Raw genomic sequence first — 26,655 nt, forward strand, 5'->3', positions numbered from 1 at the left:
TCCAGATTGCATAGAAAGAGCCAGATGAACATATTTATACAGACCATTACCTCCACCAACCCCGAGGAACGGAACCGCTCCTTTTTCAAGATGAGCCGGGGGCTTTCTACCAGAGAGCTGTTCCAGGCGCTGCGGGAGTTGGATGAATTCAGGAAAACTACCCCCAGTTTATACGATAAGGTACGCGCCATCCTTTTCCTGGCCGCCGGCTTCCGCTTTTTCCTCATGGAATCTGCCGATACCCCAGCAACCGGGAAGATCCCATACGCCGGGTTCGAGGACCTTTTATCGCGCAGGTTTGAGCAGGCCATCACTACCTTCTTCAAAGAGATTGATGCCCACGGCGCCAACGCGGCCTTGTTCAGCGGCTTAGCCGATAGCTACCACCATTTGTCTTTCCAGATCCTGGCCGACCAGGTGCGCAAGAGCGTTCGCTCCAGCAAGGGAAACCAGTGGATGTTCAGAGTGGGGCACCAGGAGGAGCATCCCATCAGAATCCATCCGCAGTTGCTGCAGCGGCAGGAGAATTCGCTTTTCTACCCGGTGCTGGAGGAGCAGACCTCTGTGCGGATGGATTTAACCCACAGCGGCTGGTCAGATATCTTCTTCCTGGGAATGGATTACCCCGAGGGTGCCCGCGTGCTCAATATCTCCATAGACTTAGGCGTATTCGGGCGTGACAAAGACATCCGGCCCCCGTTGCAGTCCTATGTGCGCGTGATCCCCGAGCCGGTGCTGCGGCTGACCAGTATTGACTTAAACACCTCCAAGGATATTACCGAGCTGGATGACCTATTCAACTTCGGGAACGATTACCTGAGTTTGGTGAAAGCCGGGGTGATTGCCTCTGGTTTGATTCCGCCGTCTTTTGAAGGCACAAACCAGTCTTTACCTGAAATCCTGGCCCGCATCGTGGCGCCCGGCATGGGTATTGAGCTGGTGACCCGGGTAAATGATATTCCCAAGGGTTCAAGGTTTGCCGTGTCTACGAACCTGCTGGGCTCCATCATCAGCCTGCTCATGCGCGCCACCGGCCAGACCCTTAATCTGGTAGGCGGTCTGGAGGAAAGCGAACGCCGCCTGGTGGCCTCAAGGGCCATTCTGGGCGAGTGGATTGGTGGTTCCGGCGGCGGTTGGCAAGATTCAGGCGGGGTGTGGCCGGGCATCAAAGCCATCCAGGGCACGTTTGCCCAGGAGGGTGACCCTGAGGCAGGCATCAGCCGGGGTACTTTGCTGCCACGGCACCGGGTATTGCAAAACGGGGAAATTCACCCCGAGATGGCCCACAAGCTCATGAACTCGCTCGTGCTCATGCATGGCGGCATGGCCTCCAACGTAGGACCCATCCTGGAAATGGTGACCGAGAAATACCTGCTCCGCGGCGAGAACGAGTGGGAGGCGCGGCAACAGACGAACCAGGTTTTTGATAACATCCTGGCTGCCCTCAAAGAAGGTGACATCCGAAAGTTAGCGGCGAATACGGCCCATAATTTTGAAAAGCCCATCAAAACAATCATTCCCTGGGCTTCCACGCACTTCACCGAGGAAATCATTCGGCGGGCTAAAAAGCAGTTCGGGGAGAACTACCTGGGCTTCCTGATGCTGGGCGGCATGTCCGGAGGCGGCATGGGCATGTTCGTGAACCCAGATCAGTACGAAGACTACAAACACCAGGTGCTGGAGATTCTGCGGGCCACCAAAAGCGAGCTGTCTGATTCCTTGCCTTTCGCCATGGAGCCGGTGGTCTACAATTGGCGCATCAACGAGAAAGGATCGTGGTCTTACCTGCACCAGGGCCAGGATGCCCTCATGCCTGAGCAGTACTATGGCATCCACGTCTCTGACCTGGTGAAGAAAGATCCGCAGACTATTTCATATGTTCGGCGGGCAGAGATTGACTTCTTCACTACCCAATGCGGACAGAACAACGTGGCGTATCCGCTGCTGCGTACCATTGTGAGCAACCTTTTCAAGGTGTCTGACCCGTCCAGTCAGGGCAGCCGCAGCCAGGAAAACGAGAAAGCCGATCGGATCAAGAAAGAAAACGGCTTTGACTTTATCCAGCATGAGGAAATAAGGGAGCAGCTGCAGAAAGGCTACATCGGGTTGTCCCGCAACCGTCTGCCCAACGAGACCACCATTGAAGACGTGCAGCCTTCAGACATCGCTAAGCTGGAAAGCCTTTATCAAGCTGCGCAAACCGGCGAGGAAGCAATTAGAGCCGGGAAGATAGCCGTGCTAAGTTTAGCCGCTGGCGTGGGCAGCCGATGGACCAAAGGCGCCGGCGTGATCAAAGCCCTGAACCCGTTTGTGGAGGTGGAAGGTGTGCACCGGAGTTTCCTGGAAATCCACCTGGCCAAAACCAAAGCCGTGTCCGCCAAATACGGGGCATTGCTTCCGCACATCGTGGCTACAAGTTACCTTACCCATGAACCCATCCGGAAGAAACTGGAGCTGACGCAGAAGTACGGCTATGCCGGTCCGGTGTACCTGTCCACGGGCCGGTCCATCGGGCAGCGGTATGTGCCAATGGAGCGTGATCTCAGGTTCCTGTGGGAGGAGATGCCGCAGGAGACACTGGATGAGAACAAGCAGAAGGTCCGCGAAGCGGGGAGAAGGGCCATGATTGGCTGGGCCAAGTCGAAGGGCGAAGGCTCCGATTACGTAGACAACATCGCCTCGCAGCGCTTCTCGCCGCTGGGTCACTGGTACGAGGTATCCAACATGCTTCGGAACGGCGTGCTGGCGCAGATTATGGACGAGCATCCGCAGTTGGAGACCATCATGCTGCACAACATTGATACGTTGGGCGCCGATCTCAACCCTGCTGCTTTGGGCTATCATCTGGAGAGTGGGAACGTGCTCACGTTTGAAGTGGTACCGCGCCGCATTGAGGACCGTGGGGGCGGATTGGCCCGCGTGAACGGGAAAGTGCGCCTGCTGGAAGGCCTGGCCCAGCCCAGGGAGGAAGACGAACTGAACCTGAGCTACTATAACACCATGACTACCTGGATTCAGATTGATCCGCTGCTGACCTTGTTCGGGCTCACCCGCGCCGATCTAAAAGGGGAGGAGGCGCTGCTTGCTAAGGCCGTAAGAAGCGTAGCGCACCGCATGCCAACCTACGTGACCATCAAAGATGTGAAATACCGTTGGGGGCACGGGCAGGAAGATATCTACCCCGTGGCTCAGATTGAAAAGCTCTGGAGCGATATGTCGGCCTTGCCGGATATCAAGTGCGGGTATATTGCCGTGCCGCGGCAACGGGGCCAGCAGATGAAAGACCCCGCGCAGCTGGATTCCTGGATAACCGATGGCAGCAGAGACTACATCGTTTCCTTAGGCGATTTCAAATAAATTATCCTCTAGAGGAAGTACTCACAAAGACAGTTTACTTTTCATTCCGGCCTTCAACAGAAGGTGCTCAGGATTGGAAAGGTAAATCGTCTTTATTTCATACTACCTCTCCGCAAACTAGATTCTGTGCCTAATGTATCTGTTCGGAGGCTGTTTTTTCACAAACAGGCTGAAAAGGAAACTCCTGGAGCAGCTTCCAGGGGCCACCCTGGTATTCCCAAAGGGTAAACCCGATGCCTGAAATCTGAAATGGCTGGAAAGTCTGTCTAAGGCCATGCTCTAGGGCTATGGCTTCCTCAGGTTTTACTTTGTTTTGGATGGTGATGTGCGGGCGGAGTTTCTGTTTGTCCTGCGGAATAAGGAACAGTTCCCATTGCTCTTGTAAGTACCTGTGCAACTTCTGCAGTTCTTCACTGGCTATTCTGTAGGCCACCCCTTTGCCCAGGCTCATGAGGTCAGTTACTTCTAAAGTGATTTGAGGCTGTTTTTGGCAAATCTGCTCCAAAGTTACTTGGATGCTTTTCTCCGTTGGCGGCAGATGATGAAACAAGGTTAAATGGGCCTGCAGGTAATTCCGTTCGGGCGGGAAGTGCTGGGTTCTTAATTGGGTAAAGAAATCAGCGGCCTCGGGATTAAGGGTGAGCGTTAAGATCAACGGGTTCAACTCCATGGGGCTTATAGGCTTGTTGCATAGGGTTTAATTCCAGCTTTAGATTTTAGGTTCTACTCCGATTTTTGCTTCTGGTTCATTTCCATTGAAGTAGGAAGGCTGAAGAAAAATTACCTGGTGGCCCTAACCTAAGTGGGGTTGTACATGTTAGCAGAAGGTATGTTGCAAGATCCGGTTCACCTAGACGCTACGTTAAGCAGTTTTCTGATGATAGGCAGTGGCCTCTTCTGGACCATCGCCTATATCCTGATCCTGAGAAGAGGGTTCAAAGACAGGTTTTATGGCATGCCCATGGTGGCTTTATGCGCCAATTTAGCCTGGGAGTTTATTTTTTCTTTTGTCCACCCGCATCCGCAGCCGCAGTTGTCCATAGATTACCTGTGGCTGCTGTTTGACGTAGGCATCATGGTGCAGTACCTGCGGTTTGGCCGCGGCGAGTTCCCCTTGCATCTACCCCAGAAGCTTTTCTACACCACCTTCCTCTTTACCCTGGTTTACTGCGGATTGATGATCTCGTTTATGGCCCGGGAGTTCAACGACTACATCGGAATTTACGCTGCCTTTGCCCAGAACCTGATGATGTCGGTGCTTTTCGTGCGGATGGTGCTGAAAAGGAACAGCTCGGCCGGGCAATCGCTTTACATTGGCCTGAGCAAGTTAGTAGGCACGGTTTTCCCATCGGTGCTGTTTTACCTGTATTTCCCCAACTCATACCTGCTGATGCTGCTGTACTTCGGCATTTTTGTGCTGGACCTGGTGTACGTACTGCTGCTGTACTCCGTGATGAAGGCAGAAGGCATCAAACCCTGGAAAAGGCTGTAAAGCCACTATTGATTTAGTCTGGTCAGAAAAGCAATAAAGGAGGTTCATTCAAGAGCCACTTTAATACCTATGTTTCTGATTGGTTTGATAGGCGAAAATGGATGAATTGACCGTAGTTTAGGGTTATGGTGTTCTTGAACCCGGGAATTCCAATTGCATTACTGTTTTAAATTGGCCAGGCTCGGCCTCAGAGCAAAGTTCTAGAATTGAAGACAGGGCTTTTCTAACGTTCTCATCGCTCCTCATGGCCTGGATGTCTTCCAAAGACTCCCATGGGCCAAATGAATAAAACACCAATGGATCATTGATATTCTGGATCAAGGTTCCGCGTACCTGAGGGGAGTTGGGCACCTGGGACAAAGCCTTTCCGAACTGCTGCCAAGCCTGCAGGAACGCTTCTGTTTTTCCTTCCTGCACATGCCAAAGCGCGTGGGTGTAATAGTTTTCTTTCATGTCAGTAGCCATTTGGTAAGGTGATATTAATCAAGTGAAATAGGGTTAAAGGTTGAAATGGAGTATCTAGAAGATTATTAGCTATAATCTTCTATTTATACGCTTGAGATACCAATTCTGAAAAATCAACCCTTATGACCTATTTACTACATCTTCCAGGAAGACAATCCGTTTCCATTACTTTACCCTGACTTTTGGGTTTAAGGGTTACTTTTAGGAAATCAGGCCAGAAACCCGATTCCTGTTACCTTTGGTTCTGGAGGTTTTCGCCTCTTGTAAAGCAGAAGATGAACATATGAACTATAAACTACTAGGCACCTCAGACTTAGAAGTGAGCGAGGTGAGTTTTGGGTGTATGTCCCTGACCGGGTCCGAGGATGGAAATATCAGGCTATTGCACCTGGCGCGGGAAAACGGAATCAATTTCTTTGACACTGCTGACCTGTACGAGAAAGGCAGGAACGAGGAAACCGTAGGCAAGGCTTTTAAAGGCCAGCGCGACCAGGTGATCATTGCCACTAAAGTAGGCAACCAGTGGCGCCCCGATGGCAGCGGTTGGGACTGGAACCCTACCAAGGCGTACATCCTGGAGGCGGTAGAGCAAAGCCTGCGGCGCCTCCAAACAGATTACATAGACTTGTATCAACTGCACGGCGGAACCATTGAGGATCCTATTGACGAAACCATTGAGGCCTTTGAACAGCTAAAACAGCAAGGCAAAATCAGGCACTACGGCATCTCGTCCATCCGGCCTAATGTGATCAGGGAGTACGTGAAGCGTTCTAACCTGGTAAGCGTCATGATGCAGTACAGTCTGCTGGACCGCCGTCCCGAGGAACAGATGCTTGACCTGCTACACCAACACCAGGTTGGAGTATTGGCCCGCGGAAGCCTGGCGCAGGGGCTTTTACTGGGCAAAACACCCAAACCTTATCTGAACCATACCACGGTGGAGGTGACCCAGGTGGCCGAGGCTGTGAAGGCCATCGTAGGAGCGGATCATGCCATAGAAGCCTCGGTGAGATATGTCCTGCACCATCCGGCGGTGACCACGGCGGTGCTGGGCATCAGAACTGAGTCGCACCTAAATCAAGCCCTGGCCCTGGCGGACGTACCTGCCACTTCCCCGGAGGTTATCAAGGCACTCCAGACCCAGGTGCCCACGGATATTTACCAGCAACACCGTTAATCAAAAGTTGGGAAAGCAAGGCAGAACCGGTTAAAACCGAATCTGGTTTGTCTTTCCTGATTTAAGGCCGTTTACCTGAAACAGGGGTAAAACAAGGTGCCTGGTCCAAGACATTTTCAAAATCCAGGTCAGGGCTTTATCTTTTCGGGTCCATCTGGAGTACATACCTTTATTGCATCCATAAAACAGAACACATGAACTATAGAGTATTAGGGAAAACCGGCTTCAATGTATCTGAAGTGTCATTGGGAACTTGGCAAGTGGGAGGCCGCTGGGGTGAGCCCTTCAACGAGCAGACCGCAGAAGCCATCATCCACTCGGCTATTGACGCGGGCGTGAATTTCATAGATACCGCCGATGTGTACAGCGATGGCCTGAGCGAAGCTGCGGTGGCCAAGGTGGTGAAAAGCCGCTCAGAAGAGGTTTTCATCGCCACCAAATGCGGACGCCAGATCCAACCGCATGTAAGCGAAGGCTACACGCCAGAATCCATCACCAGGTATGTGGAAGGCAGCCTCCGCAACATGAACCTGGACACCCTGGACCTGATCCAGCTGCATTGCCCGCCCACCCAGGTGTACACCCGCCCCGAGATCTTCGAGACCTTTGACCGACTGAAGGAGCAAGGCAAGATCCGTAATCTGGGGGTGAGCGTGGAATTGGTAGACGAGGCGCTCATGGCCATGCGTTTTCCTAACGTGACCACCGTACAGGTGATTTTCAATATGTTCCGCCTGAAACCCATAGAGCAGCTGTTCCCGGCCGCCCAGAAAAACAACGTGGGACTTATCGTGCGGGTGCCACTGGCCAGCGGATTGCTATCGGGTAAGATGTCGCATCAGACCACGTTCAATTCCCAGGACCACCGCGCCTTCAACCGGAACGGTGAGGCGTTTGACAAAGGGGAGACCTTCTCGGGAGTAGATTTTGACCTGGGCCTGGAGGCCGTGGAAGAACTGAAGAAATTATTTCCGGGAGAGGAGCCTTTGGCCGCCTGGGCACTGCGTTGGGTGCTAATGTTCCCAGAGGTTAGTACCGTAATTCCAGGAGCCTCGCGCCCTGAGCAGGTGACTTCTAACCTGGCGGCCGCCGCTTTGCCTGCTTTAACTCAGGAGCAAATGGAGGGCGTACGCACCATCTACGACCGGTACATTAAACCCACCGTGCACCAGCAGTGGTAAGTCTCATTTAAAGCCAAGTTTTTTGGTAGTTTCTTCTTTCCTGAGGTTTGATCTGGTTTACAGAAAAGGCTAAAGGGGAGAGGAAACCCTGGGGAACGGGCAAATAAAAAGGGGGCGTCCCCCGATGCCCCCTTCTCAGACAAAATATAAAACCCTGTGATGGAGTTTGATAAACAAACCCTATCTGCTAGCAAAGTACCGTTTTTCTCTGTCCACTTGAAATACCTAAAAATAAGTATTTCCAGCCTATTTTTTAGGAAGAACTCCCTTTGAATGAAGCACTTTTGGATTAAGCAAAGTAGCTGTTGTACTTAATGTATGTAGGTACTTATAATTAATCCCTTGCCTTAGATTTGCCGTTCTCTTTGTAGGCCATAAAGGAATTTTCCATGGCATGGCGACTTAATTAAACCAGTAGAATCCCCAGTTATGTACACCAGAGAACAAGCCTCCCAGCTAAGACAAAGTTTTTGGACCACCTTTGGCCAGTACATCGCGCCGCACCCCTCCGCCGAAGGCTTAAAGATCAACTGGTCTAACTACAAAACCGGCCTCAAGCATGTGTACTTCAGGATGCGGGCCGAAAACAAATCTGCCTCTATTGGGATTGAAATGACCCACCCAGACCCCGAAATCCAGGAGCTTTTCTTTGAGCAATTTCTGGAGCTGAAAACTTACCTGCATGAAACTCTGGGCGAGGAGTGGGAATGGGATCTGCACACCACCAATGAGTACGGAGAGACCATCAGCAGGATCTACAAAGAGATAGGCCCTGTGAACATTTTCAACCGGGAAGACTGGCCCACTCTTATTTCCTTCTTCAAACCCCGCATCATTGCCTTAGATGAATTCTGGAGCGACGCCCAGTATAGCTTTGAATCTTTAAAATAAAGGCTCTAGGAGCGCATTACCATTGGGCCAGCAACTTGCCTGGTAAGGAAAGGAAAAATGTAAGGAAATTTTCTGTCACCAAAGCGGCTGTGCTTCGTCTTCTTCTCCGTTATGCCGGCGGTAGAACCCAGATTTGTCATGCAGGGGATTGCCTTTCCCCTCTAAATGGTTCTGCAGGTCACGGTGCATTTTGAGCTGGTCCAGGTGCATAAACTCCTTCCACAGTACCTGGTCGTTGAGCGTCAAGCTCTCTACAATCTCTGTTAAATCCAGGCTTTTCCCCTCGGCTATTTGTTTCTGCAGATGCGGGTCAGTGCTCAACTGATGCTGGATTTTTTCCCGGAAATAACCATTCAGTTCCCGGTAACGATCTTCATCCCACGCTTTGTTTTCCATGGTAGTCTTCTTTGGCCTCAGCCCTCATGTACGTAATACCGCTCACCTAAAGGGAAACTTGGGGACAGTTTTTGCCTGCTTTCCCAAAATCAGGCGTAAAACGGAAGCAAACCAGAGGGTAAAGCCCGGGGTTTGGAATAAATCATAGCAAGGTAATGGGAAAGGCCTCTCCGGCAGAAAAGGTATCCGGTACGGCTGGCAGACTTAGAAGGGCATCGGCTTCCAGAATGCTGGTGAGGTCCCCGGACCCGGTGCTTTGGATAGGAGTGGCCTGCAGAAGCCCCAAGTGGTTATGCAGTTTTACCGGCAAGTGGTAAGTGAGGTTCGGTCGGAAATGGACATTCTGGGTTAATTGCGCGTAGGCCTCAACTGATGAAAGGTTCAACGAAGCCCTGAGCCAAGGCCGGAAGAAAAGCTGGTAACACACAAAGGTAGATACCGGGTTGCCGGGCAAACCAAACACCACCTTCTGCCCGGGCAGGGTCCCGAACAACATAGGTTTGCCGGGTTTTTGGGCTATTCTATGGAAAACAGACTCAAAACCCAAAGTCGTTAATACCTGCGGCAGAAAATCGAACTTACCCTTGGAAACTGCCCCGGATAGAATCAGCACCTCATGCTCTGCGATGATCTTCTCCAGACTGGCCTCCATGACCTGAGGCACATCTGGCAGGTGGTAAAGCGAAGCCTGGATACCTTCTCCTTGTAAAGCAGCCGCCAGCATATACGCGTTTGACCTCCTGATCTGGTGCGGCAGCGGCGTCTCCTGGATTTCCACCAACTCGTCGCCGGTAGAGCAGATGGCTACTTTTGGAAGTTTATAGACTTTCACTTTGTCCAACCCCACTGAGGCAAGCGTGCCCACCAAGGCCGGGGTGATTTGTACGCCAGCCGTAAGCAAAGTTTCTCCTGCCTTCTTATCAGAACCTCGCCGGTGGATGTTCTGTCCCGCCTTTACGTGCTCAACTTGAACCTTGGCTACCTTGTCCTGCAAGAGGCAATCTTCGTAGGGTACCACCGCATCAGTATTGCTTGGGAGCATGGCGCCCGTCATGATCTCAATACAAGACCCGGGTTCCTGCAAAATAGTCAGGGGCGCACCAGCTGCCTGGATTTGCTCCACCGGGAAAGCCTTGGTGCCGGAGGCAAATTCATGCGAGTTAATAGCAATGCCGTCCATGGTGGCCCGGTCAAAAGGAGGGAAGTCCCGGTCTGCGGTGACCTCCTGCGCCAGCACCCGGCCCATTGATTGGAGCAAGTCTACTTCTTCCAGGGGCAAAGCGGCTTTATGCTCCAGTACCAGTTGTAAGGCTTCTTCTACAGATATCATAGGGGTACGTCAAGCCCTAAAGATAACTGAAAACCAGCTTCAACCCGATGAAAAGGACAAATGCACCCGTTAAGCCTTTCACAGCCTGGGGCTTTATCTTTTGTAAGCTAAGCCGCGTTCCCAGTTGACCGCCCAGGAAAACCGCCAGCAACAGGGGCCACAGGAAGGTACCATCCGCCTTGAAATTGCCGCTGGCTACCTGGCCCAGCACCCCGGCCACCGAGTTCACCAGAATGAAAAAGGAAGCCAGAGCGGCAATCGTCCGGGCATCGGCCCACTTGAGCAGGTGCAGGACCGGCGACAGCAGAATACCGCCGCCAATACCTACCAACCCCGAGACAAAGCCCGAGCTGGCCCCCAACAGCAAATTGAAAAGCCAGGAGTGGCGGGCATACTCCATGCGCTGAGCTACCGGTTGGGTGAAGAATTGCAGGATCAACAATGCGCCGGAGAACGCCAGCACGGCCCCCAGGCAAATAAAGAAAACCGATTGCTTCAGGCTGACGGTGGCGCCTAGAAAAGCGGCGGGCACGCTGCACAAGGCCAAGGGCAGAAACTTCTTAAAATCAAAAAGCCCTTGTTTGATGAACAGGTACGTGCTCCCTGAAACCACCACCAGGTTGCACAGCAAGGCCGTAGATTTAATCTCCAGGAAATTAGGCAACAACAGCGCCAGCAGGGCCAGGTAACTGGAGCCGCCGCCAAACCCCACCGAGGAATACAGCGTGGCGATGACAAAGAAACTGAAGATCAGCAGTACCAGGTTGAAGTTAAGGTCCATCATTTCACCACCAGTTTGTCCTTTAATTGCGTTTGCCAGGCCTCCATGCCACCCGCTAAATTATAGACTTCTGCTGCCGTTTCTTTTTCCAGGAGCATTTCGGCGGCTTTCCGGCTGCGGCTTCCTTTCTGGCATATGGTGATGATGGGCAGGTGCTGAGGCAAATGTTCCATTTGGTTCCGGAACACCGATAGAGGCGTCAGCAAGGATTTCTGCAGGTGCCCCTGTACGTACTCGTCCTGCTCCCGCACGTCCAGCAACAGCATTTTCTTGCCGTTTTCTACCCATTCATACAGTTCAGCCGCCGTGACCTCCGGCACCGTGGTGCAACTGGCCATTGCATATGAGTCCTGCAGGGTGGTAATGCGCTGGTTGTCCGGGTTGGCTTTCAGCTTGATCTTGTATTGGCTTTGGTTCAGGTAATCCAGCATAAGCAGGTAACCAGACAAGGATCTCCCGATGCCAGTAAGCACTTTCACTGCCTCTAAGGCTTGCTGTAGCCCAACCAATCCGGGAACCACGCCCAGGACACCTGCCGTATTGCAGTCCGGTATTTCCTGCGCCGAGGGCGGTGTAGGGTAGAGGCAACGGTAAGTTGGACCACCCTCCAGATTGAACACGCTTACCTGGCCTTCAAACTGGTGCAAGGCGCCATACACGAACGGTTTGGCCAGGAGCACACAGGCATCATTGATGAGATATCGGGCCTCAAAATTATCGGTAGCGTCTATAATCAGGTCATAGCCTTCCAAGATTTCCAGCGCGTTCTGCGGCGTAAGATGCGTAGGGTAAGAAATGAGCCGGATCTCAGGGTTCAATTGCGCCAGTTTACGCGCGGCTACTTCTACTTTCAGTTGGCCCACCTCCTGAGTGCTGTACAAGACCTGCCGATGCAGATTGGTAAGGCTGATATGGTCCCCGTCTACCATGCCCAATGCGCCTACGCCCATACCAGCCAGATACTGCAGAACCGGAACCCCCAGTCCGCCAGCGCCTACCACCAGCACCCTGGCTTTGCTTAGTTTCTGCTGCGCTTCCGCTCCGAAGCCCGGGAGCTGCAATTGCCGGCTATAACGGTTGTCCATGGGTTAGTTTAAGGGTGCTGTTAAAGAATAGTGATAGCTTTGGCATGATAGACTTCCTATGACAAGAAGCAATTTTGAGGTTGATATCAGCTTTGAGCAGAAAACTTGATTAGTATCTCATATAGGAGCACTGACGTCCCCTCAGCGGGCTGCATGGATATCAGACTTACCCCCGGTTTTTTCTACCAGCCGGATTTCTGAAATAACAATATCATGGGTGAGCGCCTTGCACATGTCATACACGGTGAGGGCCGCCGCCGAGACGCCCGTCAAGGCCTCCATCTCTACGCCGGTTTTTCCTTCGCACCGTACCAGGCAAGTAACCTTAAGGGAGAAGTTGTCAGTGGGCTCAATGTTCACTTTACAGGTAGACAGCGCCAAGGGGTGGCAAAGCGGAATAAGGTCTGATGTTTTCTTTGCGGCCATGACCCCGGCAATAATCGCCGTCTGGAAAACCGCTCCCTTTTTGGTGAGAAAGTCCTGCTCTGCCAACTGCCGGAAAACGGCCTCAGGAAAACGCACCAAACCCTCAGCAATGGCCGTTCTGGTAGTCACCGCCTTAAGCGACACATCTACCATGCTGGGCTGGCCCTGTTCGTCTATATGTGAAAGTGAACTCATGTAAAGAATTAGTCTAAAGCTATTTATAGGCTGTTTTGAAGAAAATGGCTTAAGAACAATAACCCAATTTTGGCCGGTAAATCAAATGTTTTACTTCAACAGTTCTCCTAAATCTGGAGGGAAGTTTTTGTTGGCTAACGCTATTCCGCCTGCTCAAAAGAACTCGTAACGTCCGAAGGACCTGCGAGCGTCTGGGCCCATTACCCACCCAGCACCGACATTGATTCATGCCTTTTTTGGGAGACACTTGCCTCGGCGGCAAAGCCGTCCTTTTCGCGGTTGCTTATGGCCACCCTTATTTCCCTTTCCAGTTCTTCGGGAGAAGCCCCTTGTCTTACCAGATCGCGCAGGTTCAGGGACGGTGGCCCGTACAGGCAGGTGCGGAATTCTCCGGTAGCGCCCAGCCTGATGCGGTTACAGGTGCCACAGAAGGTCCGGCTGAAGGACGGAATAATCCCGAAGGTGCCTTTATAGCCTGGTACCCGATAGTTGACTGAGGTAGAGGTAGGTTCGCTCTGCAGTTTCTCCAACCCCGGGTAATGATCCTGGATGTGCTGGTAAATCTCGCGGTGGCTCCATTGCGGCAGAAGAAAGGTATCGCTGCCGTTAAAGGGCATCTCCTCCAGGAACCGGACAACCAACGGATGCTTCTTCGTCAGTTCCACAAAAGGAATAATATCCTGGATGTTCTTGTCCTCGGCCACCACGCAGTTGAGCTTTACCCCGAAGCCTGATTCCAGAAGTTGGAAGATACTGGCGTACACAGATTCAAAACGATCGCGACGAGTGATGCGGAAGAAGCGCTCCCGGTCCAGGGAATCAAGGCTGATGTTGATTTTCCGGATCCCGATCTCTTGCAGGGCTTTGATCTGGGCGCTGGTGAGCGAACCGTTACTGGTCACGGTGATTTCTTCCAAACCCGGGATCTTACTAAGCCGGCGCAAGAACGGAATAATGCCTGCACGTACAAAAGGCTCACCTCCCGTGATCCTGATTTTATTCACGCCCAGGCTGCAGAAAAGCGAAGCGAGATTGTACATTTCGTCAAAGGACAGCAGTTCCTGGCGAGCGGCAAAATCCATTCCTTCCTCGGGCATGCAGTAATAGCATCTGAAGTTGCAGCGGTCGGTAACCGAGAGCCGCAGGTACGTCAATTGCCGATCGTATTTATCTATCAATGGGGACTTGCTCATGGCTTAAGGGTGGGCGTTAACCCACACACTGTTGTCTTGGTAATACTCTTTCTTCCAGATGGGTACGGTCTTCTTCAGCTCGTCAATCAGGAACCGGCAAGCGGTGAAGGCCACATCGCGGTGCGCAGAAGCCACCCCGATGATGACGACCGGCTCGCCCACCAGTTTTTCGCCCACGGCATGCAGCATGACCAGTTTTTCAATAGGCCATTGCTGTTGGGCAGCCTGGGCCAGCTTCTGCATCTCCTTTAAGGCCATGGGCGCGTAGGCCTCAAACACCAGCTTCACTACTTCTTTACCCTGCGCATGGTTCCGCACGGTACCCACAAACAGGTCAATCCCGCCCGCCCCCGGATGCTGCAAGTAGCTGTAGGCTTCGTTCAGGTCTACGTCTGTAACTAGTTTAACTAACATGCTTTATCCTTTACCCTCCGCTCACCGGTGGAATAAGCGCCACTTCCTGCCCGGGCCTTAGAGGCTGTGCGTCATCGGCGTATTCACTGTCAACGGCCACGGCCAGGGAACTCAGTTTTTGCATGGCCGGGTAACGTTCGGCCAGCCATGTCTTCAATTGGCCCACGGTCTGCATCGGTTCCTCAGGCGCTACCGTTAAAGTAGATCCTCCCACAATTTCCCGAGTAATCCCAAACAGGAGTATTTCCATTCTTCTCTTCTTAATTCAGATCTGTTGTTTTCCGGCTTTTCCTTCCGTTCTACAACAATTAATAAATCTACCGCTCTTTTACAGGAAGACCAAAAAAGTAACCCCTTCTGTAAATCTGTTTAGCGCCTGTTTTTAGGTCTTTTAGGTAAAAACAGGCGCTAAACGGTTAGAGTAATTTATCTAAGGTAATAGGTAATTCCCGGATTCTCTTGCCCGTGGCATGGAAAACCGCGTTACAGATAGCTGGGGCCACACTTACAATACCAATCTCGCCTAGTCCCTTAGCGCCCAACGGGTTCACTATCTCGTCCTTCTCCTCAACAAAGATCACGTCTGTTTCATGTACATCGGCAGAGACCGGCAAATGGTATTTGTCCAGGTCATGGGTCATAAAACGCCCGAGGTTGTGATCCAACACCGTATGCTCCTCCAATGCTACCCCAATGCCCCAAACGGATCCGCCCAGGATCTGACTCCGGCCGGTTTTAGGGTTGATGATGCGGCCGGCCGCCACCGCGGTGACAATGCGGGTTACCTTCACGGTACCTAGCTCCTCATCCACTTGCACCTCCACAAACGTGGCGGAGTGGGAATAGCTGGAGTATTTTTTCTGTTTACTGTCTGGTTTCTGAGAAGCCTCGGCCTCCAGCGGCTTGCCTGCATTTTGGTCAAGAATAGCCCGGAGGCTAATGGAAGTGGCTGGTGCCTTGGTCAGGAACATTTGTTTGTTGGCAAAAGACACATCAGCTGGTTTAGCTTCTGAAAATGGAGAGTTTTTCATTTTTTGGGCCATTTTCAGCAACTGCTCCTGTAGTTTCTCGCACACCAGTTTCACCGCCGAGCCTACCGAAGATACGGTCCAGGAACCGCCTTCCAGGGGAGATTTGGGCATGGTAGAGTTTCCCAATTCAAACGTCACGTCCTCCAGCGGAAGGCCCATGACCTCGGCGGCGATCTGGGTCATGACGGTGTAAGTGCCGGTACCTATATCAGCGGTGGCGCTGGAGACCGTCAGTTTGCCGTCTGGGCTTAACACCGCTTTGGCCGAGGCTTCCTGCTGTTGGGCTTCCCAGGCCCCGTGGGCCACTCCCCAGCCAATGAGCTGGTGCCCTTCTTTCATGGAGTGGGGCTCCATTTTGCGGTTGGCCCAGCCAAATTTCTCGGCACCCTGCCGGTAGCATTCCTTCAGTTCCTTGCTGGAGTGGGGCTTGTCTTCGTTCAGGTCTTTTTCGGTGTAGTTTTTCAGGCGGAATTCCAGAGGGTCCATGCCTACTTGGTAGGCCATCTCATCAATGGCGCATTCCAGGGCAAAGGTGCCGGTGGTGCCTCCCGGGGCCCGCATGTCCAGGGGCGTGTACACGTCCAGGTCTACCAGTTGGTGGCTAACCTCCACGTTGTCGCAGTCATAAAGCACACCGGGCCAGATTACCACATCCTCATTGTAGTCCTCAAAACGGGAGGTTTCAGCAATGGCATTATGCGTAATTGATTGCAGCTTTCCATCCGGGGAGGCCCCGATGGCTAATCGTTGAACGGTATGAGGCCGGTGCCCAAAGGAGAACATCTGCTGGCGCGTGAGAACCACTTTCACCGCTCTTTTCAGTTCCAGGGCCGCCAATACGGCCAGAAACAGCTGGTACTGCGGCCGAAGCCCAGAACCGAAGGCGCCGCCCACATAGGGGGATAAGACCTGCACATCTTCTTTGGGTATCCCGAAGGCGTTGGAGATATATTGCTGGCTGTTCTGCACCCCCTGGATTTTATCATAGACGGTCAGCTTGCCACCTTCCTGCCAGATGGCAATAGAGGCGTGCATCTCCATGGGGTTATGGTGGTGGGCCGGATGGGCGTACGCTTGCTCCAGTTTCACTTCTGCTTTATCAAAGGCCCCCGCGGCATCTCCGCGCGGATCAGAAGGAGGAGGGGATTTATATTTCTTGGGTTTGTAGGCTCTGGGCAGATTCGCTTCCAGGTCTGTCTCGTGCGGCTGCGCCTCATATTCTACGTGCACCAGAAGACCTGCATACCGCGCCAGTTCATAGGTGTCTGCCACCACCAGAGCAATGGGCTGCATGCTGAATTTAATCTCATTGCTGCCCAGGGGGCGGAAAGGGGAGCCGGGTGGGGCATCCTCATCCTGGTGGTGCTTGTCAAACCAGGAGTAGCCGGGCCGGTTTTCATGGGTGAACACCTGGTGCACCCCGGGCAACTGGAGGGCGGCGGAGGTATCCATATGTTTAATCTTTCCCTTGGCAATGGCGCTGTTGACTACTACGCCATACAGCAGACCAGGAACCTCAAATTCAGCGGCGTATTTCGCTTCTCCAGTAACTTTGGCCCGGCCGTCTACGCGGTTAGCGGGATTGCCTGTATAGTTCTCTTTCATGGTGTCGCTTATCTGTTGGTGGCCTGTTCCAACGCCCGCACAATGGCTCGCTTGGCCAGTTCTATTTTAAAATCATTATGGCCATACCCCTGCGCTCCCTGCAGGTAGGCCTCGGCCACTTTCCTGAAGTTATCTCTCGTGGCTTTTTGCCCTTGCAGCAATGCCTCTGCCTCTGGTACCCGCCATGGTTTATGGGCTACCCCACCTAACGCGATGCGCGCTTCTTTGACTGTGTCTCCTTCCAACTCCAGCGCGGCTGCTACAGACACCAAGGCAAACGCATACGAGGCCCGATCCCTGAGTTTTAGGTAAGTATAGTGTTTGGCAAACCCTTTGGCGGGCAGCTCAATGGACGTAATGATTTCATCTGGTTGGAGGTTGGAGTCCAGGTGCGGGGTGTCGCCCGGAAGGCGGTGGAAGTCAGCAAAAGGAATAGCTCTTTCCCCGTTCTTCCCGGTAACGTGCACGGTTGCTTCCAAAGCTGCCAGGGCCACACACATGTCTGAAGGGTGGGTGGCAATGCAATGTTCGCTGGTGCCCAGAATGGCCAGGTCTCGGTTATAGCCCTGGATGGCCGAGCAACCGGAGCCCGGCTCCCGCTTGTTACAGGGCGTTTGAGTATCATAGAAATAGTAGCAGCGGGTGCGCTGCAGCAGGTTGCCGCCGTCAGTGGCCATGTTGCGCAGTTGCGCGGTGGCGCCGGCCAGAATGGCATGGGAGAGAAGCGGGTATCGGCTCTCCACCAGTTCATGGTAGGCGGTATAGGCGTTTTTAGCCAAGGCCCCTAACCTGATTCCTCCGGCCTCTGTTTCCTCAATGGTTTCCAGAGCTATCTGGGTGATGTCTACCAAGTGACTGGGGCTCATGACATCTATTTTCATTAAATCCAGCAGATTGGTTCCGCCGGCAATGAATTTGGCTCCCTCTACTGAGACTTCCTGCACGGCGGTGTCTACATCCTGGGCTTGGGTAAACGTAAATGGTCTCATAGTCCGGTATTTTTTTCCAGTGCCTCCTGCGCCACTTTAACAATGTTCACGTAGGCTCCGCACCGACAGATATTCCCGCTCATGAGATCTCTGATATCGTCCAGCGTTTTGGCTTTACCTTCGTTCACCATGCCAATAACTGAACAGATTTGCCCTGGGGTACAGTAGCCGCACTGGAAAGCATCATGGTCAATGAAAGCCTGTTGCACCGGGTGCAGTTCTCCCTCTTTGGCAAGGCCTTCTACAGTGGTGATTTCTTTGTTTTCCTGCATCACCGCCAGGGTAAGGCAGGAATTGATGCGCTTGCCGTCCAGCAGAACCGTACAGGCCCCACATTGCCCGTGGTCGCATCCTTTTTTGGTTCCGGTTAACTGAAGGTGCTCCCGCAAGGCGTCCAGCACAGAGGTCCAGGGGGCAAGTTGGAGTTGGTGGGTGGTCCCATTCACCCGAAGGGTAACCGGTCGGGTCTCGGGCAATTTCGGGCGTACGGCCGTTGTTGCCTGAAAAGAATTTTCTGTGTTCATGGGGGTTCTGGTTGAACAAGTGAAACTTACTTTTAACAGGTGCCAGTCATGTTTTCCAGGTTTTCTCACAGGCATCATTTACACCTATCCAACCACACCCAAATTGGCGAACCATTTGCAATTGTCTTTCTTACGGGGCACACGCAGTTCTGTTAGGTCATTTAAGTAAATGATGGTGAAATGCCCTGAAGCCAAAACAGCTGTTTTAACCCTGCTTTTTTTAAATCAGGGACAAAACAGCTGTTCAGTAAGGGCCTTGCGCGGTAGTATTCCAGCGCAGGCGAACCATAAAATCAGGAAGGGATATTACTACTTAGTCTCGCCCGCTTTCAGAGCGGCATAATCTTCTGGGGTGTCAATGTCAGTGGCGCCGGCTGGGAATGGAAGGGAGATAACCTCTGAAGCATATAGCCCGAGCAACTTTTTAGCGCCTTCCTGGCCCTGCAGCTGCAACAATTGCGGGAAGGACTTTTCAGGAAACAGAACGGGAGCCCCTAAGGTGTCTTGGTAGCTACTCGCCACTATTTGCTGGGTATTCTCCTGGTGGGCCTGGATCAAGCGGTTTAGGATATCAGAAGAAACAAAGGGTTGGTCGCAAAGCATGATAAGCGCCCCCGTGCAGCCTGGAGAAACTTGTTGAAGGTGGGTCAAGCCCGCCCGGATGGAAGAAGCCATTCCCTCAGACCATATTGGGTTCATAACCACCTGCACCTTAGTTGTGTCTAATTGGGGCAAGATGGCCTCGGCCTTAGCTCCTAACACCACAATGACCGGGATACCGGTAGAATCCAAGGCCGCCTGGAGGGCATGTTGCAAAAGCGTTTGTCCTTGGTAGACTAGCTGTTGCTTGGCCTGGCCTAAGCGGCTGGAAGAACCGGCGGCAAGTACAATGATCCCATTGGTCATGCAGGGCAGGATGTAATTGGGTGAACTGCAGGGGCACCAGATTGGGCATGGATACTCTCCTGCTTGTCTCGCAGAAAACCAGCATTTCTGCGGGCTAAAACGGCTTTGATCTCAGCTAGAACAGAAAGGGCTATTTCTTCTGAAGTTTCTGCGCCAAGGTCAAGGCCTACGGGCCCAAACACTTTGCTTAGTTGGGATTCGGTCAGGGTCAGGCCTTCCTCCTGAAGTTCGTCTAACATGCGCTCCATTTTCTTCTTTGGCCCCAAAACACCCACGTAAGGCAGAGGAAGAGGCAAAAGCAACCGCAGCATGGCCAAGTCATAGTTATAATTGTGCGTGAAGAGCAGAAAGATGGTATTCTGGTCTACCCTGACCTGGCTAAGAACCTGCTCTGGTTTGGCTACCAACACCTGTTGGGCATTGGGAAAGCGTTCCTGGGTAGCATAATTTGCACGACCGTCCACCACCACGGTGGCCCAACCCAACAAACCTGCCATGTTCACTAAAGGCAACACATCGTTACCGGCCCCACAAATAACCAGAACTGGGGCTGGTTGAATCACTTCCAGAAAAGCGGTGAACTTGTTTTGGTCCTGTTTATAAGATTTAGTGCTGGAAACAAGGTTGTGCCGAGTCTCCTGTATATCTGGTTTAAGCAGGGGCAGAAAGAAACCCGGCAGGGCAGGGGTAATCACCTCCTCGCCAGATTGGTTAAGGTAGCAGGTGCCCGGTTGGGGGCCTTTGCGGTCGTGCAGTGAAAACAGGGTAACCACCAATGCCACCTCCCGCTGACTAACAACTTTCTGCAAAAGCGCCAGGGGATGATTGGGCAAACTCAGGTTAATGGGTTCAATGAGGATGTGAATGATGCCGTTGCAGCCCAGCCCCACGCCTAGTTTGGCGTCATCGTCATCCATGGTGTCATATTTTACCAAGGCGGGTTTTCCTTCACTCATGGCCAGGCGGGCCTTGCGCAAAGCGTCACCTTCCAGGCATCCGCCGCTGATGGCGCCGGTAAGCAGGCCATCCTCAGAAACCAGCATGCGGGCCCCGGGCCTGCGGTAAGAAGAGCCTTCAACGTGTACCACCGTGGCCAGGGCGGTCTGTTTTCCTTCTGCGGTATGGCGGGTAAAAGCCTCCACAATATCCTGTATTTCCTTCATGAGCGCTGTTCTTCTGGTTTAGTAGCCAATGGCAAAACGAAGATAGCACTTCTACTCTTTTGATAGGCTTGGGGTTTAGGAGCTGATTTTCTAAAAACCGTCGTCTTCCGCATCCTGGGCCTGAACGCCCGGCGGATTGAAAAGGCCCCATTTATCTGTGACGTAGTTCCAAGGGTCAAAACCCTGCACCCAATCCACGAAGAGGTACCGGTATTCCTCCACGGCTTCGCGCAGCAGGTGAAAATACTGCACGTCTTTAAACCCGAACATTTCCAGGCTGTTGCAGTGGGAGAGGAGATCGTTGGCGGCTTTCCTGATGAGGGTGGCGTTTTCCATACGCAGGTCATACAAATCAGCCGCCTCGGCGCCGGCTACTTTCACCGTCAGAAAGGAGGCATCCAGAAGCATGTACTCTTTCAGAGAAGAAAGAATTTCATCCTCTTCGTCTATAAGACCCGCAATTTTTTTGGTGAGACTGAAAATCTCTCTTCCTTTCAGGTACAGCGGAAGTTGCTCAGGCACAGCGAAGCCTTCATCGTCATCGGGTGGAAGCATAGGCAGGTGGCTTTTAGTAAATCTACTGAAGAATTGAGAAAGGATTACTAGAAAATTATTAGAAAATTTGTTTTCTTTTTAAGTTCTAAGGGATTTTTGGAGCAAGAAAGAGGTGAGTTGGATCGGCTTACGGAAAAATCAGTAAGAGGCGGCTAGGTCAAAACTTAGAAGGGAGTTTTGGTGGAAGGCATCTTGCCCGATTCTATGAAAGGGCTATCTAAACGAGCAAACAGCCCAAGGTCTGGTTCTGGAGAACCAATAGGGAGTTTTGTTCAGTATGGAGAGAAAAGCCGAATGGCCTTTATCAGGAAGGATTAGTTTCTCTTCCTTTCAGGCAGCGTTAGCTCAGGGCAAGGTGCCTGCATGTCTGAGGAAAAAGGCATAGGGTTCCAGGAACCAGTCACAAAATCAGTGATGTAATCTGAGGAATGCCCCATCCGCTTCAGGCGCATGGCCAAAACAAGGTTCGCAACAGACATCTGCTCTGAGGGCCCTGCATACTGGTGCGACTGTAAAGGACTGCCAAAAATATGATCCATCAGATAATTACTTAACTATCAAGTATTAGTTAATACATATGGTAACGATGGAAAAATACTAAATAAACTTAAACAGACAAGCAAAAATGGCGACTTTATTTTACGAAAAGACCACTACAACTTTTTTAAAATCATAATTCTCTATGAAAGTCCTTTAGACAAAAGCACTATTTAAAAGCTTTTAGCACTGCTTTTTATTTCCTACAGGCTGAACAGGGGAAAATATCTACTTGAAAGTTAGTCTTTTAAGGTTGCCTTCTTTAACATTGAATCATTTCTGTGAATGTTAATAAAATGCATATTGCCTTTTTAGGCTAACCTAAGTTTTGTACCTTTTGGGTAATCTCCTCTATCAGGTCTTCGCACCACCGGGCGGCTATTTCATCTGTTTCCTTTGTAGACCAAGACTCCAGATAAGCTTTCTCTACCCAGGTGGTGTTCTTATCTGGACCCACCTCATAGGAAGAATACTCAAGTTTGAATACCAACTCCTTACTCATGTCAAAGGTCTGGGCACCGGCAGGTTGGAACCCATTTAGCCGAAGCCTGAGACCTACCTGTTGCACGTTTCCGTTTTCTATGCTGATTTCCTTTTCTGAGAAGCCAGACCGGTCCTTCGTCCAGGTGTTTACCACGCGCTCCAGGTTGAAATCATCAAAGAGCGGGGTAATCTCGGTCAGGTTCTGAAAAATGCGCTCAGCTACCTGGGGCAGAATCTTGTTGTATAAATGAAGAATGGCTTCTTTGTTTCTAGTGTGCTGCACTGCTTTGTATGGTAAGTTGGTGAAAGGCCCTCCTGGTAAAAGGGAGGGATAGACAAAGTACGGGCAAACCGGAGAGATTGCAGTCACACCAGGTCAAAAAAAGGATTGAATGGGTTCTTGGTGATTTGATTTCAGAAGACGGGGGAAGTAGGTATCACCAGGCAAGTGGAGACCATTGAAAAAACCATTCCCTTTTTAAGGTAATTATTAGAAAGGAGCCTAAAAACAGGTAAGGGTGGGCCAAAAAAAAGCCCTGCCAAAAGGCAGGGCTTTTTTTGATGTCTTTATCACTAAAGACTAAGCGAGTCTAACGTTTACCGCGTTTAGCCCTTTTTTGCCTTCTTTGAGTTCAAAAGTAACTTCGTCATTCTCTCTGATTTCATCTACCAGACCAGAAACGTGTACAAAATACTCTTGGTTTGAATTGCTGTCTTTAATGAATCCGAAGCCTTTTTCGGTGTTAAAGAATTTTACTTTACCGTTGTTCATATTGTTTTTGATTATTCAGGTACTACCAAGTAAGTAAAAAAATCGTTCAATAGTATCTTAGTTTAAGAAAAAAAATTATTTTTTTCGGTATATACGATAGTATTAACCTCAAGGTAAACCCACTTTTCTAGTTAAAAACAAAAAAAGAGGCCCTCATGCGAGAGCCTCTTTTCCCAACCTAACTTAAGAATAATTACTTGGCCAAAACCATTCTGTTGCTGATCTCTTTACCCTTGGTAGAAACCTTGTACAGGTAAGTACCGGCCGGTAAGTTATCGGCTTGGAAAGGCACTGAGTACGAACCGGCTCCTTTCTCTTCGGCCACCAGGGTGCGCACTTTGCTTCCTTTGAGGTTATACACCTCAATGGTGACAAAGCCAGCTTCTTCCAGGGAGTAAGAAATTGTGGTAGTACCGGTAAATGGATTTGGGTAAGCGTAGTTTCTGGCTTGTGCCTGAGCAGGCAAACCAATGGCTGCGGAGCTTGCGGTTGCGGTTGGTTGCGTAACTGCGTTCCAGCTTTCGTGGGTACGCGTAACAATCACGGCAAACTCTGCTCTGGTAACTTCCTGCAAAGGCTTGAAGTTGGCGTGCATCTTAGGGAATAAGTCAAACGGGCCTTGGGTCACAGAATAGTAAGCGTTGATCAGGTTTAGATCAAGGGCCACACTCACGTAGCCTTCCAGGCCGGTAGGAATAGAAGCGCCGTCTTCAATAGGGTAAGATTGCCCGTCAATCGTCACAGAAACCGGTTTGCCGTTGCGTTGCAGCGCGTATTCCTGCAAGCCTAAAGACTGCACCAAAGAGTAAGCCAGTTGCGCCCGTTGCACGGTGCCGGTAGGGTTGAATTTACCGGCAGTCGCAGGCAGCATCACCCCGTGATAGCTTTGGGCTCTGTCTCTCAGGGCGGCGCCTTTGGCAGTTACTGATTCACCCAGCAGAGTTTGCATGCCACTCAGGTCAGTGAAAGACAAAGTGCCGGTGGTAGGCATGAACTGGCGGATTCCCTGGCCCATCATGAGGTAATCTGCCAGATCAATGCGCTTCAAAGTTTCATTTGGTTTGAACCCGGTGGAAAGCCCATCCATCAGGCGTCTGGAAACGGCCATTTTAATGGAGGCTTCGGCCGGGTGGCCGGAGATGTCAGTTAAACCAGTGGTTCCAGTGATTTTGGAAGTGTTCAGTGTTCCATTGATCGTTTCAGGCAGAGCCAGACCGTTCAGGCCCTCGGCCTTCAAAGTCCAGGTGCCTGGTTCTGGAGAAGCTACAGCCATGCCTCGGTCAGAGTACAAAGCGAAGGCCACCGGAATACCGGATCGGTACTCAACACCACTAGGTGACAGCAGGATCAGGTTCACCGGGTTGCCAGTCTGGCCCAAAAGACCGGTGGCATTGAATTTGGCTTCGATGCTGTTGGTGCCGGAAGCCACGTTGAACGTGATTTGGTTGCCGGCCGCTACCACAGGGTTAAAGTTGATGGTGAAGGCCTGAGACTCAGAAGAAGTGTTCACTGAGCTTTTGAAAGTACGGGCATAGTTCAAGAAGGCACCAAAAGCAGTGTTTCTGTAGATGTGGTCTACCGCTGCGTAGGCATTCACGTATCCGGCCCCCACTTCCCAAGACTCATGTCCGGGCATGTTGGTGGCGGTCTTCTGCAGAATCTCTTTCACCTGGCCGGGAGTCAAGGAAGGATTTGCCTCCAATAACAAAGCCACTACACCTGCTACGTGCGGAGTAGCCATGGAAGTACCACTCATATGGGCATAGAAGGGGATATGCGCCGGATCCAGCAACTCCACATCCATCTGCGCGGATAAAGAAGACACCGGAGCGATGGCTCTTGTAGAAACCACGTCTACCCCAGGACCAACAATGGTTGGGCGGTTTTCATATTTCCAAGTCTGGTCTTCATAGGTAAAAGTGCCGCCTTCGCCTTTCACCCCGCGGGAAGAGAAGTCGGCCAGCTTACCATATTTATCACCAGCCCCTACCGAGATCACCCAGGGAGCGATGGCGTAAGGGTTGTGGGTGTCAGAGCTGGGACCGTCGTTTCCGGCCGCAAAAACAGAAACTATCCCTAAATCATAGGCTTTCTTAGAAGCCACGTTCACTGGATCAAACGGGTCAAAATCGCCGCTGGTACCCCAGGAATTGCTGATAACCCTGATGCCATACTGAAATTGGTGGGTCAAGGCGTAGTCATAACCTCCAAGGGCATCCAGGATGAACAGCGCCCCACCTGATCCATAGCCAACTAGGGTAGCACCCGGAGCCACTCCGGCGTACAGGCCGTTTGATCTGGCGCCGTTTCCGCCCACTGAACCCGCACAATGGGTACCATGGCCAGAATTGGTGTCAGTGTTCGGAACATTCTCCAGATAAGTAACCGGCAGGAGGGTAGACAGGGAAGAAAGATTGGTTGAACCCAGAACGTTCTGCACCAGGTGCGTCCCCAATTTCACGTCCTCGTGGGTTCCGTCAACGCCACTGTCGTTGATCATCACGCCTACGCCTTTGCCAGAAATTGGAACTCCTTTGTTGCGGGTGGTAAAGTTCTGGTCTTTTCTAAGACGCTGCACCCCGGTTAAGTTGGTGTCGTCATGGTTGAAGTAAGACAGTTTTTTGTTCAGGTAAATGGAGCGCACGTATGGGCTTTTAGATAAGGCATCCACCTGCGCCTGGGTGGCTAATAATCCGGCAATGGGCAGGTTTTTGAAGGTGAGGCCCTTGGTGAGGCCCAGGCTTTGCAGGAGTTGCAGGTGCGTGCTGCTGGGAGCGCCGGACCCATTGAAGGTCACTACCACCTGAACGGGAGTAGTAGCAGATTGAAGTACCTGAACCAATTGTTTGTCAACAACGGCTTGCCCAAAGGCTTGTGCCCCCAGAATGAAGGCTAGCGCAAAGACACTTAGTACTTTCTTCATGGTTTGAGAATAGAGGTTAGACATAAATGTTTGTTAGGTGAGAAATAGGATTAGAGCATTTAAAAAAAACTGGCAAAACCATTTACCAGGTTTTCAGGAATAAATCCTGCCCTGAGACCACAAGTCTCAATGGTAGTGGGTAAGTAAATGGGGGAGAAAATTATAGGTGATAGTTGAAGTAATCCTCTCTACCTAGGATGGTAGTGGAAAGTTGGGGAAAGGATATTAGGAGAGGTAACTTGTATAATTCTAATCTTCAATGAGAATTTGAAGGCTTTAAAACCTCACTTATCCCAAACAGTGCAATTAAGAAAGATAAGAAAGGGCATCTTTATGTTAAATACTTAACTTCTTCAAGTAAGTGTGAGAAGCAAAAATTCTCCTGTTAGTAGCCTTGCCAAACTATACTCCTGCTAAAAGAGAAAGGTTAACAGACTAAGTGTCTATACGTTTGTGCTTCATTTTTCCTTAGGATGGCCAAAAGCAAAGGGGGTAGTTTTAATTACCCTGCCTACAAATAATCAAAGTTAAAGTAAGCTCCTCTTGACAGTAATTGTGACCCGATGCAAGGAAAATACGGGTTGAAGATTCTTTAACTTAAAAGACCACTTTATTAGATTATGAAAAAAGGTTTTAACTTAAGGTTCGTATAACCAGAAATCATGATTTTATGGAGAAAACCAAATAATAATTTTTAGTAAAGTGCACATGGATAAAACCTTTTAAACTTGACCACACCCATTATATCCCGTATTTTGTTATCAGTACCTATAGTTAATAGCAG

Annotated in this window: 25 protein-coding genes; 5 read left to right on the forward strand and 20 right to left on the reverse strand. The window is 51.2% G+C overall.

Going from position 1 to position 26,655, the window contains the following annotated elements:
• Nucleotides 1-24: 24 nt before the first annotated feature.
• Nucleotides 25-3,357 (forward strand): UTP--glucose-1-phosphate uridylyltransferase, encoded by a 3,333-nt coding sequence (locus J3P34_RS11605; protein ID WP_210488861.1) that lies wholly within the window; start codon nt 25-27, stop codon nt 3,355-3,357.
• Nucleotides 3,358-3,487: 130 nt separating this feature from the next.
• Here the strand turns inward: J3P34_RS11605 and J3P34_RS11610 are convergent, their stop codons facing one another.
• A complete protein-coding gene (locus tag J3P34_RS11610) occupies nt 3,488-4,027 on the reverse strand; it encodes a 2'-5' RNA ligase family protein (protein ID WP_210488862.1) in 540 nt (179 codons plus the stop codon).
• 144 nt (nt 4,028-4,171) lie between these two features.
• Here J3P34_RS11610 and J3P34_RS11615 point away from each other — a divergent pair, with 144 nt between their 5' ends.
• Nucleotides 4,172-4,849 carry a transmembrane-type terpene cyclase gene (locus J3P34_RS11615; RefSeq protein WP_210488863.1) on the forward strand — a complete coding sequence of 226 codons (678 nt, stop codon included), beginning with the start codon at nt 4,172-4,174 and terminating at the stop codon, nt 4,847-4,849.
• Between the two features lie 123 nt (nt 4,850-4,972).
• Here J3P34_RS11615 and J3P34_RS11620 read toward each other — a convergent pair whose 3' ends face one another.
• A complete protein-coding gene (locus tag J3P34_RS11620; RefSeq protein ID WP_210488864.1) occupies nt 4,973-5,302 on the reverse strand; it encodes an antibiotic biosynthesis monooxygenase family protein in 330 nt (109 codons plus the stop codon).
• Nucleotides 5,303-5,597: 295 nt separating this feature from the next.
• Here J3P34_RS11620 and J3P34_RS11625 point away from each other — a divergent pair, with 295 nt between their 5' ends.
• The 3 genes from J3P34_RS11625 to J3P34_RS11635 all read left to right on the forward strand — a co-directional run bounded on the left by J3P34_RS11625 (nt 5,598) and on the right by J3P34_RS11635 (nt 8,563).
• Nucleotides 5,598-6,491 (forward strand): aldo/keto reductase, encoded by an 894-nt coding sequence (locus J3P34_RS11625; RefSeq protein ID WP_210488865.1) that lies wholly within the window; start codon nt 5,598-5,600, stop codon nt 6,489-6,491.
• Nucleotides 6,492-6,685: 194 nt separating this feature from the next.
• Nucleotides 6,686-7,672, forward strand: a complete 987-nt coding sequence (locus tag J3P34_RS11630; protein ID WP_210488866.1) for an aldo/keto reductase — start codon at nt 6,686-6,688, stop codon at nt 7,670-7,672.
• 429 nt (nt 7,673-8,101) lie between these two features.
• Nucleotides 8,102-8,563 carry a DUF4268 domain-containing protein gene (locus J3P34_RS11635; RefSeq protein WP_210488867.1) on the forward strand — a complete coding sequence of 154 codons (462 nt, stop codon included), beginning with the start codon at nt 8,102-8,104 and terminating at the stop codon, nt 8,561-8,563.
• Between the two features lie 75 nt (nt 8,564-8,638).
• On the opposite strand, the gene J3P34_RS11640 is transcribed toward J3P34_RS11635, so the two are convergent.
• From J3P34_RS11640 to J3P34_RS11725, 18 genes are all read right to left on the reverse strand, one after another.
• A complete protein-coding gene (locus J3P34_RS11640) occupies nt 8,639-8,959 on the reverse strand; it encodes a hypothetical protein (RefSeq protein ID WP_210488868.1) in 321 nt (106 codons plus the stop codon).
• A gap of 142 nt (nt 8,960-9,101) precedes the next feature.
• Nucleotides 9,102-10,289: a molybdopterin molybdotransferase MoeA gene (locus J3P34_RS11645; RefSeq protein ID WP_210488870.1), complete on the reverse strand. Its 1,188-nt coding sequence runs from the start codon at nt 10,287-10,289 to the stop codon at nt 9,102-9,104.
• A 16-nt stretch (nt 10,290-10,305) separates the two neighbouring features.
• Nucleotides 10,306-11,073, reverse strand: a complete 768-nt coding sequence (locus J3P34_RS11650; RefSeq protein WP_246853688.1) for a sulfite exporter TauE/SafE family protein — start codon at nt 11,071-11,073, stop codon at nt 10,306-10,308.
• Nucleotides 11,070-12,155 carry a HesA/MoeB/ThiF family protein gene (locus J3P34_RS11655; RefSeq protein WP_210488871.1) on the reverse strand — a complete coding sequence of 362 codons (1,086 nt, stop codon included), beginning with the start codon at nt 12,153-12,155 and terminating at the stop codon, nt 11,070-11,072. The genes J3P34_RS11650 and J3P34_RS11655 overlap by 4 nt, the downstream gene beginning before the upstream one ends.
• A 141-nt stretch (nt 12,156-12,296) precedes the next feature.
• Nucleotides 12,297-12,776 carry a cyclic pyranopterin monophosphate synthase MoaC gene (moaC, locus tag J3P34_RS11660; RefSeq protein ID WP_210488872.1) on the reverse strand — a complete coding sequence of 160 codons (480 nt, stop codon included), beginning with the start codon at nt 12,774-12,776 and terminating at the stop codon, nt 12,297-12,299.
• Nucleotides 12,777-12,976: 200 nt separating this feature from the next.
• Entirely contained in the window at nt 12,977-13,969 is a 993-nt protein-coding gene (gene moaA, locus J3P34_RS11665) for a GTP 3',8-cyclase MoaA (RefSeq protein WP_210488873.1), read from the reverse strand.
• Between the two features lie 3 nt (nt 13,970-13,972).
• Nucleotides 13,973-14,383: a molybdenum cofactor biosynthesis protein MoaE gene (locus J3P34_RS11670; protein WP_210464847.1), complete on the reverse strand. Its 411-nt coding sequence runs from the start codon at nt 14,381-14,383 to the stop codon at nt 13,973-13,975.
• Between the two features lie 10 nt (nt 14,384-14,393).
• Nucleotides 14,394-14,633, reverse strand: coding sequence for a molybdopterin converting factor subunit 1 (gene moaD / locus J3P34_RS11675; RefSeq protein WP_210488874.1), 240 nt, complete (start codon nt 14,631-14,633; stop codon nt 14,394-14,396).
• A 166-nt stretch (nt 14,634-14,799) separates the two neighbouring features.
• Nucleotides 14,800-17,019: a xanthine dehydrogenase family protein molybdopterin-binding subunit gene (locus tag J3P34_RS11680; protein WP_210488875.1), complete on the reverse strand. Its 2,220-nt coding sequence runs from the start codon at nt 17,017-17,019 to the stop codon at nt 14,800-14,802.
• Nucleotides 17,020-17,027: 8 nt separating this feature from the next.
• Nucleotides 17,028-18,008, reverse strand: coding sequence for an FAD binding domain-containing protein (locus J3P34_RS11685; RefSeq protein ID WP_210488876.1), 981 nt, complete (start codon nt 18,006-18,008; stop codon nt 17,028-17,030).
• Complete coding sequence (locus J3P34_RS11690; protein WP_210488877.1) at nt 18,005-18,532, reverse strand: (2Fe-2S)-binding protein; 528 nt, start codon at nt 18,530-18,532, stop codon at nt 18,005-18,007. Before J3P34_RS11690 ends, J3P34_RS11685 begins: the two co-directional genes overlap by 4 nt.
• A gap of 309 nt (nt 18,533-18,841) precedes the next feature.
• Entirely contained in the window at nt 18,842-19,438 is a 597-nt protein-coding gene (locus J3P34_RS11695; protein WP_210488878.1) for a nucleotidyltransferase family protein, read from the reverse strand.
• Nucleotides 19,435-20,601, reverse strand: coding sequence for an XdhC family protein (locus J3P34_RS11700; RefSeq protein ID WP_210488879.1), 1,167 nt, complete (start codon nt 20,599-20,601; stop codon nt 19,435-19,437). The genes J3P34_RS11695 and J3P34_RS11700 overlap by 4 nt, the downstream gene beginning before the upstream one ends.
• Nucleotides 20,602-20,691: 90 nt before the next feature.
• Entirely contained in the window at nt 20,692-21,156 is a 465-nt protein-coding gene (locus tag J3P34_RS11705; RefSeq protein WP_210464854.1) for a hypothetical protein, read from the reverse strand.
• A gap of 314 nt (nt 21,157-21,470) precedes the next feature.
• Nucleotides 21,471-21,695: a hypothetical protein gene (locus tag J3P34_RS11710; protein ID WP_210488880.1), complete on the reverse strand. Its 225-nt coding sequence runs from the start codon at nt 21,693-21,695 to the stop codon at nt 21,471-21,473.
• 314 nt (nt 21,696-22,009) lie between these two features.
• Nucleotides 22,010-22,459 (reverse strand): hypothetical protein, encoded by a 450-nt coding sequence (locus J3P34_RS11715; RefSeq protein WP_210488881.1) that lies wholly within the window; start codon nt 22,457-22,459, stop codon nt 22,010-22,012.
• A 297-nt stretch (nt 22,460-22,756) separates the two neighbouring features.
• Nucleotides 22,757-22,948: a cold-shock protein gene (locus tag J3P34_RS11720; protein ID WP_123125815.1), complete on the reverse strand. Its 192-nt coding sequence runs from the start codon at nt 22,946-22,948 to the stop codon at nt 22,757-22,759.
• A 193-nt stretch (nt 22,949-23,141) separates the two neighbouring features.
• Nucleotides 23,142-25,871, reverse strand: a complete 2,730-nt coding sequence (locus J3P34_RS11725) for a S8 family serine peptidase (protein WP_210488883.1) — start codon at nt 25,869-25,871, stop codon at nt 23,142-23,144.
• Nucleotides 25,872-26,655 lie beyond the last annotated feature (784 nt).

It is taken from the genome of Rufibacter aurantiacus (assembly GCF_017916345.1).
Taxonomy (GTDB): Bacteria; Bacteroidota; Bacteroidia; order Cytophagales; family Hymenobacteraceae; genus Nibribacter; species Nibribacter roseolus.

What these genes read in the sequence shown, in the direction of transcription:
- J3P34_RS11690 (WP_210488877.1), bottom strand. Translation starts at nt 18,532, where the DNA reads ATGAACACAGAAAATTCTTTTCAGGCAACAACGGCCGTACGCCCGAAA.
- J3P34_RS11625 (WP_210488865.1), top strand. Translation starts at nt 5,598, where the DNA reads ATGAACTATAAACTACTAGGCACCTCAGACTTAGAAGTGAGCGAGGTG.
- moaA (WP_210488873.1), bottom strand. Translation starts at nt 13,969, where the DNA reads ATGAGCAAGTCCCCATTGATAGATAAATACGATCGGCAATTGACGTAC.
- J3P34_RS11680 (WP_210488875.1), bottom strand. Translation starts at nt 17,019, where the DNA reads ATGAAAGAGAACTATACAGGCAATCCCGCTAACCGCGTAGACGGCCGG.
- moaD (WP_210488874.1), bottom strand. Translation starts at nt 14,633, where the DNA reads ATGGAAATACTCCTGTTTGGGATTACTCGGGAAATTGTGGGAGGATCT.
- J3P34_RS11640 (WP_210488868.1), bottom strand. Translation starts at nt 8,959, where the DNA reads ATGGAAAACAAAGCGTGGGATGAAGATCGTTACCGGGAACTGAATGGT.
- J3P34_RS11645 (WP_210488870.1), bottom strand. Translation starts at nt 10,289, where the DNA reads ATGATATCTGTAGAAGAAGCCTTACAACTGGTACTGGAGCATAAAGCC.
- J3P34_RS11615 (WP_210488863.1), top strand. Translation starts at nt 4,172, where the DNA reads ATGTTAGCAGAAGGTATGTTGCAAGATCCGGTTCACCTAGACGCTACG.
- J3P34_RS11720 (WP_123125815.1), bottom strand. Translation starts at nt 22,948, where the DNA reads ATGAACAACGGTAAAGTAAAATTCTTTAACACCGAAAAAGGCTTCGGA.
- J3P34_RS11670 (WP_210464847.1), bottom strand. Translation starts at nt 14,383, where the DNA reads ATGTTAGTTAAACTAGTTACAGACGTAGACCTGAACGAAGCCTACAGC.
- J3P34_RS11650 (WP_246853688.1), bottom strand. Translation starts at nt 11,073, where the DNA reads ATGATGGACCTTAACTTCAACCTGGTACTGCTGATCTTCAGTTTCTTT.
- J3P34_RS11725 (WP_210488883.1), bottom strand. Translation starts at nt 25,871, where the DNA reads ATGAAGAAAGTACTAAGTGTCTTTGCGCTAGCCTTCATTCTGGGGGCA.
- J3P34_RS11700 (WP_210488879.1), bottom strand. Translation starts at nt 20,601, where the DNA reads ATGAAGGAAATACAGGATATTGTGGAGGCTTTTACCCGCCATACCGCA.
- J3P34_RS11620 (WP_210488864.1), bottom strand. Translation starts at nt 5,302, where the DNA reads ATGAAAGAAAACTATTACACCCACGCGCTTTGGCATGTGCAGGAAGGA.
- J3P34_RS11710 (WP_210488880.1), bottom strand. Translation starts at nt 21,695, where the DNA reads ATGGATCATATTTTTGGCAGTCCTTTACAGTCGCACCAGTATGCAGGG.
- moaC (WP_210488872.1), bottom strand. Translation starts at nt 12,776, where the DNA reads ATGAGTTCACTTTCACATATAGACGAACAGGGCCAGCCCAGCATGGTA.
- J3P34_RS11685 (WP_210488876.1), bottom strand. Translation starts at nt 18,008, where the DNA reads ATGAGACCATTTACGTTTACCCAAGCCCAGGATGTAGACACCGCCGTG.
- J3P34_RS11705 (WP_210464854.1), bottom strand. Translation starts at nt 21,156, where the DNA reads ATGCTTCCACCCGATGACGATGAAGGCTTCGCTGTGCCTGAGCAACTT.
- J3P34_RS11695 (WP_210488878.1), bottom strand. Translation starts at nt 19,438, where the DNA reads ATGACCAATGGGATCATTGTACTTGCCGCCGGTTCTTCCAGCCGCTTA.
- J3P34_RS11655 (WP_210488871.1), bottom strand. Translation starts at nt 12,155, where the DNA reads ATGGACAACCGTTATAGCCGGCAATTGCAGCTCCCGGGCTTCGGAGCG.
- J3P34_RS11630 (WP_210488866.1), top strand. Translation starts at nt 6,686, where the DNA reads ATGAACTATAGAGTATTAGGGAAAACCGGCTTCAATGTATCTGAAGTG.
- J3P34_RS11605 (WP_210488861.1), top strand. Translation starts at nt 25, where the DNA reads ATGAACATATTTATACAGACCATTACCTCCACCAACCCCGAGGAACGG.
- J3P34_RS11610 (WP_210488862.1), bottom strand. Translation starts at nt 4,027, where the DNA reads ATGGAGTTGAACCCGTTGATCTTAACGCTCACCCTTAATCCCGAGGCC.
- J3P34_RS11635 (WP_210488867.1), top strand. Translation starts at nt 8,102, where the DNA reads ATGTACACCAGAGAACAAGCCTCCCAGCTAAGACAAAGTTTTTGGACC.